This is a genomic window from Microbacterium sp., assembly GCF_031988965.1.
Lineage (GTDB): Bacteria > Actinomycetota > Actinomycetes > Actinomycetales > Microbacteriaceae > Microbacterium.
Window position 1 is genome coordinate 223 of the sequence record NZ_DALZXX010000116.1, and the last position, 8,853, is coordinate 9,075.

Genomic DNA, 8,853 nt, shown 5'->3' on the forward strand with positions numbered 1-8,853 from the left:
GAGATCGTCAGCACCTCTCCGGCGGGGCGGCGCGTGCGCCGACGCAGCGCGAGCCCGAGCACGCCCTGGCGCAGAGCGTGCTCGCCCTGCGCGTAGGCCTTCGTACCGGCCCGGTCACCGACCTGCCACGAGCAGATCAGCACCGCGAAGACGACGACGAGAAAGGCCAGCGCCCACCCCAGCGCCACCGGGTCTCCCGGTGCGATCGCCCGGTCGATCACGACGCCGACCGCCACGGGAACCATGACCTCGGCGAGCTGATGGCCGCAGAACCCGGCGATCGACAGTGCGGCGCGGGCTCGACGGCCCCTGCCCCAGACCCCCTCGCGGAAGGCCCGTGCGACGGTGGTCGCCGGTGCGCCGCCGACGTGAGGCTGTGCGTGTTCCGGGCGCGCGGACGGGGACATCAGGTACTCCAGGGGACGAGGCCGGGCCGACGCGATGGCGTCGAACCCTCCTGATTCACGCTAGGCGATCGCGATGTCGCGCAGCGGACAGCCGGTGCCTGTCGCCCGCCGGAGTCACCGGAATACTGCCAAGATGAGGCGCGGAGAGGGGTTTCCATGACAACGAGTGCGCCCGACGGCGAAGCTGTCCGTGCGACGAAGGTTCGCCGACCGTGGCACCGGACGAAGGTCGCACTGGGGCTGATCGTGGCCGTCACTGCCGTGATCGCGATCGTCGGTGCGCTCACGCCGTGGCCCTCCGCCATGCTGATCCGCTCGGTGTTCACGAAGGGCGGCGACGAGACCGCCGCCGAGATGGACAAGCACGTGCCCGACACGAAGCTCACCGAGCAGCGCGATGTGGCCTATGCCGACTCCGGCGCCGACACCGCGATGGACGTGTTCACACCGGCATCCGCCACCGGCCCTCTGCCGACGGTGGTCTGGATCCACGGCGGCGCCTGGATCTCAGGGGCGAAGGAGAACGTCGACCCGTACATGCGCATCCTCGCCGCCGAGGGGTACACGACCATCGCGGTGAACTACACGATCGGCCCCGAGGGCGTGTATCCGCTCGCCGTGCACCAGCTCAACGACGCGCTCGCGTACATCGACGCGCATGCCGACGAGCTCGGCGTCGACCCGAACCAGATCGTGCTCGCCGGCGATTCGGCCGGAGCGCAGCTCGCCAGTCAGATGGCGACGGTCATGACGAGCCCCGACTACGCGGACATCATGGGCATCACGCCCGCGCTGGCGAAGGACCAGGTGGTGGCGACCGTGCTCAACTGCGGCGTCTACGACCTCGCGGCCCTCGCCACCCTCGACGGTGTGGTCGGCTGGGGCCTCAAGACCTCGATGTGGGCCTACTCGGGCACCAAGACGTGGGCGGAGGACTCGACCGGAGCGACGATGTCGACGATCGACTGGGTGACGGCGGATTTCCCGACCACGTACATCTCGGGAGGCAACGGCGACGGACTCACCTGGTTGCAGTCGATCCCGATGGCCAAGAGGCTCGAGGAGCTCGGGGTGGACGTCACCACGCTCTTCTGGCCGGCACCGCACGAGCCCGCGCTGCCGCACGAGTACCAGTTCCACCTGGACATGCCCGACGCGCAGACCGCGTTGCAGGAGACGATCGACTTCCTGAACGCGCACACGACCCCCTGAGCCGCCCGCCCCGGCCCCTGTCCGCCCCTGTCCCTGCCCGGCCCCTGTCCCCGCCCCCTGCTCCGGTCCCGCCCGCCCCACCCCCGGGCCGCGGCCCCGATCTGCGGACTCGGTCCCGTTCTGCGGTCGAATCCCCGCCGATCGGACGCAGATCGGGACACCGTCCGCAGATCGGGACACCAAGGAACGGCGTGACCGGCCTACTTCATGGTGTCGAGGATGCCGACCAGGTCGTCGAAGGTCGTGAGCGGGTTGAGGATCGCGAATCGGGTGTTCGGGCGTCCGCGGTGCGAGCTCGGCACGACGAACGCGCGCTGGGAGTCGAGCAGCTCGTCGGACCAGCGGTCGTAGTCCTCGCGCTCCCAGCCCTCGCGCTCGAACACCACGACCGAGAGCTGCGGATCGCGCACGAGCGTCAGCTCCGGTCGAGACGCGATCTCGGCGGCGATCTGCCGGGTGAGCGCGAGCGTCGCGCTCACGGCCTCGCGGTAGGCGGTCACGCCGTAGGTCGCGAGCGAGAACCATAGCGGCAGGCCACGCGGGCGCCGGGTGAGCTGGATCGAGTAGTCCGACGGGCTGAAGTCACCCGCGTCGGTGAGGGTGTCGAGGTATTCGGCGTGCTGCGTGTGCGCGCGTCGGCCCGCGTCGGGGTCGCGGTAGATCAGAGCACAGCAGTCGAACGGCGCGAACAGCCACTTGTGGGGATCGACGATGACCGAGTCCGCGCGTTCGACGCCGGCGAAGACGCCGCGCGCCTCGGGAGCGAGCATCGCGGTGAGACCGTAGGCCCCGTCGATGTGCAGCCAGAAGTCGAACTCGTCCTTGAGCGCGGCGATGCCCGCGATGTCGTCGACGATTCCGAAGTTGGTCGAGCCGGCGGTGGCCACGACCGCGCAGATCTCGTCGCCGTGCTCGCGCAGCGCCTCGCGCACGGCATCCGCCCGCAGCACACCGTCGTCGCCCGCCGGAACGAGCAGCACGTCGGCATCCATGACCTTCGCCGCCGACTTGTTCGAGGAGTGCGCCTCGACGCTGCAGACGATCTTCCAGCGACGGGGCAGCTCCTCGCCGGCGTCGAGCAGCTTCGCCTTCGCCGCCTCACGAGCCGCGACCAGCGCCGACAGGTTGCCGATCGTGCCGCCCTGCACGAACACCCCGCCGGCGGAGTCGGGGAGGCCGAACTCCGAGGCGAGGAAAGACAGGACCTCGTTCTCGGCGTGCACGGCTCCGGCCCCTTCGAGCCAGCTTCCGCCATAGAGACCGGATGCCGACACCACGAGATCGAAAGCGATCGAGGCGATCGTCGGCGCCGTCGGAATGAACGACAGATAGGACGGGTGGCTCGTCGTCAGACATGCGGGCGCGAGGATGTGCTCGAAGACGCTCAGCGCCCGCTGCGAGCCGAGCCCGGCATCCGTGATCGTCGTGCCGACCAGCCGGTTGAGCTCGGCCGGCGACTGCGGCTTGTCGAGCGGCACGTCGGCGGCGAGCATCCGGCGTCGCGAGTAGTCGAGCACGGCGTCGACGATCGCCGTCGATTCGGCCGAGGCCGCGTGCATGCGTTCTGCTCCCATGAGCTGTCCTTACCTGTGGGTGTCTGCGAGCTGTGTCGGCGCGGCGGGCGATGCGGGGGTGGCCTGTGCCGGCGCGGCCGGAGCCTCGACCGGCACGTCGAGCACTGCGGAGAGGGTGCGGCGAGCGAGGTCTGCGCGGTCGCGCGGCGCCCAGTGCACGAGCGAGTGGGCGCTCATGCCGTCGACCATGGCGAGCAGCATCCAGGCCGAGGATCCGGCGTCCACCCGCAGCGCCGGGTCTTCGGCGATCGCCCGCGCGATGAGGTCTTCGAGCGCGCTGTGCCAGAGGTCCATCTCGGCACGCACCCTGGCGCCGAGCGCCTCGTTGCGCGCGCCGAGCGCCCATGACTGCACCCAGACCATCGCGACGTCGTCGCGGGAGTCGTCGAGCAGCGTCTCGATGAGGCGCAGCAGGTTCGTGCGCAGGTCGACCGTGTCGTCGTACGCGGCGATGACCTCATCACGCTCGGCGGCGACGATCGATGTGAACACCTCGGCGACGAACGTCTCCATCACCGGCCGGTAGTGCGCCACGAGTGCGGGTGTCACACCGACGCGGGCGGCGACGGCACGCACCGTGAGGGCTTCGAGACCGCTCTCGGTCGCCAGCGTCACGGCACCGCGAAGGATCGAGCGCTCTCGCTCTTCGGGTGGGAGGCGACGAGGCGTCGCGACTCTTGACGTGTTCTTCATCACGGGCTACCGTAGCACTCGTTGGACACGTGTTCAACAGCGATCACGGCCTCTCATCCGCGAGGCCGCGATCAGCAGCGAGGGAGATGATCATGGCCTGGCACATGCCCGCCGAGACCGCACCGCACGACCGCACCTGGATGGCCTTCCCGGCCGAGGGGCCGACGCTCGGCGAGACCGCCGCCGAGCGCGAAGAGGGCTACGCGACATGGACGTCGGTCGCTCACGCGGTCGCCGAGTTCGAGCCCGTCACGATGCTCGTCGATCCGGCGGAGATCTCCCGCGCGCGGCGGATGCTGGGCAGCGGCATCGACATCGTCGAGGCACCCGTCGACGAGTTCTGGATGCGCGACTCCGGCCCCACCTTCGTGATCGACGACGAGCGACCTGGCGTGCTCGGCGCGGTCGACTGGATCTTCAACGGCTGGGGAGCACCCGCCTGGGCGCAGTGGCAGAAGGCGGCGCAGCATGCGCGCATCATCGCCGGCGCGGTCGGTGCGGAGCTCGTCAGCTCGACGCTCGTCAACGAGGGGGGCGGCATCCACGTCGACGGCGACGGCACCGTGCTGCTCACCGAGACGGTGCAGCTCGACCCGCGGCGCAATCCCTTCGCCGACCGGCAGCGCGTCGAGGCCGAGATGGCCCGCACGATCGGTGCACGCAAAGCCGTCTGGCTTCCCCGCGGACTCACGCGCGACTACGACGACTTCGGCACGAACGGGCACGTCGACATCGTCGCGACGATCGTCTCCCCCGGCAGACTGCTGCTGCATGACCAGCAGAATCCCGAGCACCCCGACCACGCCGTGACACGCGAGCTGCGCGCGCACCTCGAGCAGCAGACGGATGCCGCCGGTCGCCGTTTCGAGATCATCGACCTGCCCGCACCCGCCGCACTGCGCGACGACGAGGGCTTCGTCGACTGGAGCTACGTCAACCACCTCGTCACGAACAACGGCGTGGTCGCGTGCGGCTTCGGGGACGAGCGGGCTGACGCGCGGGCCCGCGAGATCCTCGCCGACGTCTACCCCGGACGCCGGGTCGTCACGGTCGATGCGCGTCCGCTCTTCGACCGCGGCGGTGGAATCCACTGCATCACCCAGCAGCAGCCGAGCGTGGCGGTGCACTCATGATCGACGTCGTCGAGGCCTCCATCGCCGACCTGCGGCGAGCGCTCGAGAGTGGCGCCGCCACCGCCGTCGGACTCGTCGACGCCTACCTCGCCCGCATCGCCGCATATGACGGCGCCGAGACCGAGACGGCGTTGAACGCGGTCGTCGTGTCGAATCCGGACGCCCGCGCGGAGGCCGAGGCATCGGATGCCCGCCGCGCGCGGGGCGAGACGCTCGGGCCGCTCGACGGCATTCCGTACACGGCGAAGGACAGCTACCTGGTGCGCGGACTCACTGCCGCCGCCGGCAGCCCCGCGTTCGCCGAACTCATCGCACAGCGCGATGCGTTCACGATCGAGCGCCTGCGTGCCGGCGGGGCGATCTGCCTGGGCCTGACGAACATGCCCCCGATGGCGAACGGCGGCATGCAGCGCGGCGTCTACGGTCGAGCCGAGAGCCCGTACAACGCGGAGTTCCTCACGGCCCCCTTCGCATCGGGGTCGTCGAACGGCTCGGGCACGGCGACCGCCGCGAGCTTCGCCGCCTTCGGGCTGGGTGAGGAGACGTGGTCGAGCGGCCGCGGCCCCGCGACGAACAACGCCCTCTGTGCCTACACCCCCTCGCGCGGCGTGATCTCGACCCGTGGCAACTGGCCGCTCGTACCGACCATGGACGTCGTCGTGCCGCACGCTCGCACGATGGCCGACCTGCTCGAAGTGCTCGACGTGATCGTCGCCGACGACGCCGAGGTGCGCGGTGACTTCTGGCGCGCGCAGCCGTGGGTCACGCTGCCGTCGGCATCCGAAGTGCGCCCGGAGTCGTATCGGGAACTCGTCGACAGAGCAGGCTCGGCGCTGCGCGGGGCGCGCATCGGCATCCCGCGCATGTACATCAACGCGGATCCGGATGCCGGCACATCCGCCGCGCCGGGCATCGGCGGCCCGACAGGGCAGCGCATCGACACACGCGCCTCGGTGATCGAGCGGTGGAAGGCCGCCCGCCGCGACCTCGAGGCCGCCGGCGCGACGGTGGTCGAGGTCGACTTCCCGGTCGTGTCGAACTACGAGGGCGATCGCCCCGGTGCGCCCACGATCGCGACGCGCGGGCTGGTATCACCGGAATACCTTCACCGCGAGATCGTCGACCTGTCGGCGTGGGGCTGGGAGGACTTCCTGCAGGCGAACGGCGACACCGCGCTGCACACGCTCGCCGAGGTCGACGGGGCGGCGATCTTCCCGCATCCCGACGGGGCACTCCCCGACCGCTACACGGGCTTCGACGACGACATCGCCGAGTACCCGGGCTGGGTGCGCGAGAACCCGGGGGTCGGATTCGAGGACATGCCCGAACTGCCCGAGGGGCTGCGCGGGCTCGAGGAGACCCGACGGCTCGACCTCGAGGAGTGGATGGACGAGCACGAGCTCGATGCCGTCGTCTTCCCGGCCGTTGCCGATGTGGGGCTTGCCGATATGGACGTGAACGAGGCATCCGCCGACCTCGGCTGGCGCAACGGCACCTGGATAGCCAACGGCAACCTGACCGTGCGGCACCTCGGCATCCCGACCGTCACCGTGCCGATGGGGCTCATGGCCGACATCGGCATGCCGATCGGCCTCACGTTCGCCGGACGCGCCTACGACGACTCGGCACTGCTGCGTCTCGCGGCCGCATTCGAGGCGACCGGTGCGCCCGGCGAGCGACGCACCGTTCCCCCGCGCACACCGAGGCTGTGACACAGCGAGTCCCGGGTCTACCCTGAGCACATGGACACCGGGGCGTTTCTGCTCGTCTTGCTCCTGCCGTTCGGCCTGGGCCTCTTCGTCGCTGCGGTCGCGCTGCTGCATGGCGCCTCAGCGGGGATCAATGCTGTGCTCGTCAGCATGAAGGACCGCGTGAGCATCAGCTGTCGATCCCGAAGAGAGCGCGCCTTCGTGCGCAGGCATCAGCGCGACACCTCCCGCGCCGGCCGGTTCTGACCCATGGACACCGGGGCGATCCCCTTCCTGCTGTTCGTGGTTCCGTTCTGGGCGGGCGTCATCAGCGTGGGCATCATCCTCGTGCTCCTGATCCCGATCGGGATCAACGTCGCGATCCGGATCGTCATCGACGGCACCATCGCGGCCCGACGTCGAGGCCGTGGTGACACCGAGGCCCGGCAGTCGCACGACATTTCACTATTGTGACGCCCGGCACGATTGTTATATCTTTTTCCTGTCCCCCACAGCAGGAAGCGAACCATGAGCACCGAGAAGAACGAGCGCGAGCTCGAAGCCGGCATCGTCACCGATCTGGCCGGACGCATGACCTACGGGTCGTATCTGTCGCTCGACCAGCTGCTTACCGCGCAGAACCCGGTCAGCGTCCCTGAGCACCACGACGAGCTGCTGTTCATCATCCAGCACCAGACCACGGAGCTCTGGCTCAAGCAGCTGCTGCACGAGTTGTCATCCGCCCGCGAACTGCTCGCGAGCGACGACCTGCGAGAAGCCCTGAAGCGGGTCGCGCGCGTCAAGCGCATCCAGGACGTCATGACGCAGCAGTGGGCGATCCTGGCGACACTCACCCCCACCGAGTACGCGCAGTTCCGCGGCGCGCTCGGCAGCTCCTCGGGGTTCCAGTCGGTGCAGTACCGCGCTGTCGAGTTCGCCCTCGGCAACAAGAACGAGAAGATGCTCAGCGTCTTCAGCGACCACCCCGCGAACCTCGCGCTGCTCACCGCCGAATGGCACAAGCCCACCCTCTATGACGAGTTCCTGCGCTACGCCTCGCGGCGCGGACTCCCGATCCCCACCGAGATCCTCGACCGCGACGTGCGCCTCCCCTACCGCGAGACGCCCGAGCTCGTGCCCGCGATCCGCGAGATCTACCAGAGCCACCAGGAGCACTGGGATCTCTACGAGGCATGCGAGGACCTCGTCGACCTCGAGGACAACTTCCAGTTCTGGCGCTTCCGCCACCTGAAGACCGTGGCCCGCACCATCGGCATGAAGGTCGGCACTGGTGGCTCGAGCGGAGTCGGATTCCTGCAGCGTGCCCTCGACCTCACGTTCTTCCCCGAGTTGTACACCGTGCGCACCGAGATCGGCGGCTGATGCACGCGGCGACGTTCTTCGACGGAGACGGATGGCACGACGGCGTCGTCGAGCTGATCGAGGGACGAATCACGCTGCGCGATGAGGCTCCCTCCCCCGATCTGCCCCGTCTCGACGGGGTCGTCGTCGGCGGGTTCACCGACCACCACGTGCACCTGCAGCTCGTCGATCACGCTCTGCTGCACACCTCGACGATCGGCCGCGTGGTCGACCTCGGCGCGAGTCCGACGGTGATCGCGGAACTCGCCGCGACCATGAGCATGGTCAGGATGAGCGTGGCCGCAACATCCGAGGTCGAAAATTCGTCCACCGATCGTGGCGAGGTCGAAAACGCACCCGAATCGGCGCAGTCCGGTGCGTTCTTGACCCCGCACCCCGTCGCCGTCGACTTCGCGGGGGCGTTCCTCACCCCGGTCGGCGGGTACCCGAGCGACCGGGACTGGGCACCCGCAGGCTCGTTCCGCGAGATCGCGGACGTCGCAGCCGCCGAGCGCGCCGTCGCGGAGATGGCGGATGCCGGAGCATCCTGCATCAAGGTCGCGAACAACAGCACGGCGGGCCCGGTGTTCGACGACGACCTCCTCCGCGCGATCGTCGAGACCGCAGGCGCATACCGGCTTCCGGTCATCGCGCACGCGGAAGGACCCGGACAGGCCCAGCGCGCTGCTCGCCTCGGCGCCGCCGTGCTCGCACACGCCCCGTTCACCGAGCGGCTCGACGATGCCGAGATCGCCACCCAGGCGGCATCCGTGTCGTGGATCTC

General features: G+C 69.5%; 8 protein-coding genes and 2 pseudogenes. 7 read left to right on the forward strand and 3 right to left on the reverse strand.

The features are described from left to right. Window positions 1-407: pseudogene (locus tag RTM68_RS14665) on the reverse strand (hypothetical protein); the annotation flags it as partial. A 156-nt stretch (window positions 408-563) separates the two neighbouring features. Between RTM68_RS14665 and RTM68_RS14670 the strand changes: the two are divergent. Beyond that, window positions 564-1,619: an alpha/beta hydrolase gene (locus tag RTM68_RS14670; RefSeq protein ID WP_312172253.1), complete on the forward strand. Its 1,056-nt coding sequence runs from the start codon at window positions 564-566 to the stop codon at window positions 1,617-1,619. 200 nt (window positions 1,620-1,819) lie between these two features. Here RTM68_RS14670 and RTM68_RS14675 read toward each other — a convergent pair whose 3' ends face one another. Beyond that, a complete protein-coding gene (locus RTM68_RS14675) occupies window positions 1,820-3,193 on the reverse strand; it encodes an aminotransferase class V-fold PLP-dependent enzyme (RefSeq protein WP_312172255.1) in 1,374 nt (457 codons plus the stop codon). Window positions 3,194-3,202: 9 nt separating this feature from the next. Continuing rightward, window positions 3,203-3,886 (reverse strand): TetR/AcrR family transcriptional regulator, encoded by a 684-nt coding sequence (locus RTM68_RS14680; protein ID WP_312172258.1) that lies wholly within the window; start codon window positions 3,884-3,886, stop codon window positions 3,203-3,205. A gap of 92 nt (window positions 3,887-3,978) precedes the next feature. Between RTM68_RS14680 and RTM68_RS14685 the strand changes: the two genes are divergently transcribed. The 6 genes and pseudogenes from RTM68_RS14685 to RTM68_RS14710 all read left to right on the forward strand — a co-directional run. Next, a complete protein-coding gene (locus tag RTM68_RS14685; RefSeq protein ID WP_312172260.1) occupies window positions 3,979-5,019 on the forward strand; it encodes an agmatine deiminase family protein in 1,041 nt (346 codons plus the stop codon). Continuing rightward, window positions 5,016-6,731 (forward strand): amidase, encoded by a 1,716-nt coding sequence (locus tag RTM68_RS14690; RefSeq protein WP_312172263.1) that lies wholly within the window; start codon window positions 5,016-5,018, stop codon window positions 6,729-6,731. The genes RTM68_RS14685 and RTM68_RS14690 overlap by 4 nt, the downstream gene beginning before the upstream one ends. A 30-nt stretch (window positions 6,732-6,761) precedes the next feature. Beyond that, window positions 6,762-6,974, forward strand: coding sequence for a hypothetical protein (locus tag RTM68_RS14695; RefSeq protein ID WP_312172266.1), 213 nt, complete (start codon window positions 6,762-6,764; stop codon window positions 6,972-6,974). A gap of 3 nt (window positions 6,975-6,977) precedes the next feature. Beyond that, entirely contained in the window at window positions 6,978-7,181 is a 204-nt protein-coding gene (locus RTM68_RS14700; RefSeq protein ID WP_312172269.1) for a hypothetical protein, read from the forward strand. A 54-nt stretch (window positions 7,182-7,235) separates the two neighbouring features. Further along, window positions 7,236-8,090, forward strand: coding sequence for a tryptophan 2,3-dioxygenase family protein (locus RTM68_RS14705; protein ID WP_312172271.1), 855 nt, complete (start codon window positions 7,236-7,238; stop codon window positions 8,088-8,090). Then, window positions 8,090-8,853, forward strand: a pseudogene (locus RTM68_RS14710) (hypothetical protein); the annotation flags it as partial. The gene RTM68_RS14705 and the pseudogene RTM68_RS14710, both read left to right, overlap by 1 nt.

What these genes read in the sequence shown, in the direction of transcription:
- RTM68_RS14700 (WP_312172269.1), top strand. Translation starts at nt 6,978, where the DNA reads ATGGACACCGGGGCGATCCCCTTCCTGCTGTTCGTGGTTCCGTTCTGG.
- RTM68_RS14675 (WP_312172255.1), bottom strand. Translation starts at nt 3,193, where the DNA reads ATGGGAGCAGAACGCATGCACGCGGCCTCGGCCGAATCGACGGCGATC.
- RTM68_RS14685 (WP_312172260.1), top strand. Translation starts at nt 3,979, where the DNA reads ATGGCCTGGCACATGCCCGCCGAGACCGCACCGCACGACCGCACCTGG.
- RTM68_RS14705 (WP_312172271.1), top strand. Translation starts at nt 7,236, where the DNA reads ATGAGCACCGAGAAGAACGAGCGCGAGCTCGAAGCCGGCATCGTCACC.
- RTM68_RS14670 (WP_312172253.1), top strand. Translation starts at nt 564, where the DNA reads ATGACAACGAGTGCGCCCGACGGCGAAGCTGTCCGTGCGACGAAGGTT.
- RTM68_RS14690 (WP_312172263.1), top strand. Translation starts at nt 5,016, where the DNA reads ATGATCGACGTCGTCGAGGCCTCCATCGCCGACCTGCGGCGAGCGCTC.
- RTM68_RS14695 (WP_312172266.1), top strand. Translation starts at nt 6,762, where the DNA reads ATGGACACCGGGGCGTTTCTGCTCGTCTTGCTCCTGCCGTTCGGCCTG.
- RTM68_RS14680 (WP_312172258.1), bottom strand. Translation starts at nt 3,886, where the DNA reads ATGAAGAACACGTCAAGAGTCGCGACGCCTCGTCGCCTCCCACCCGAA.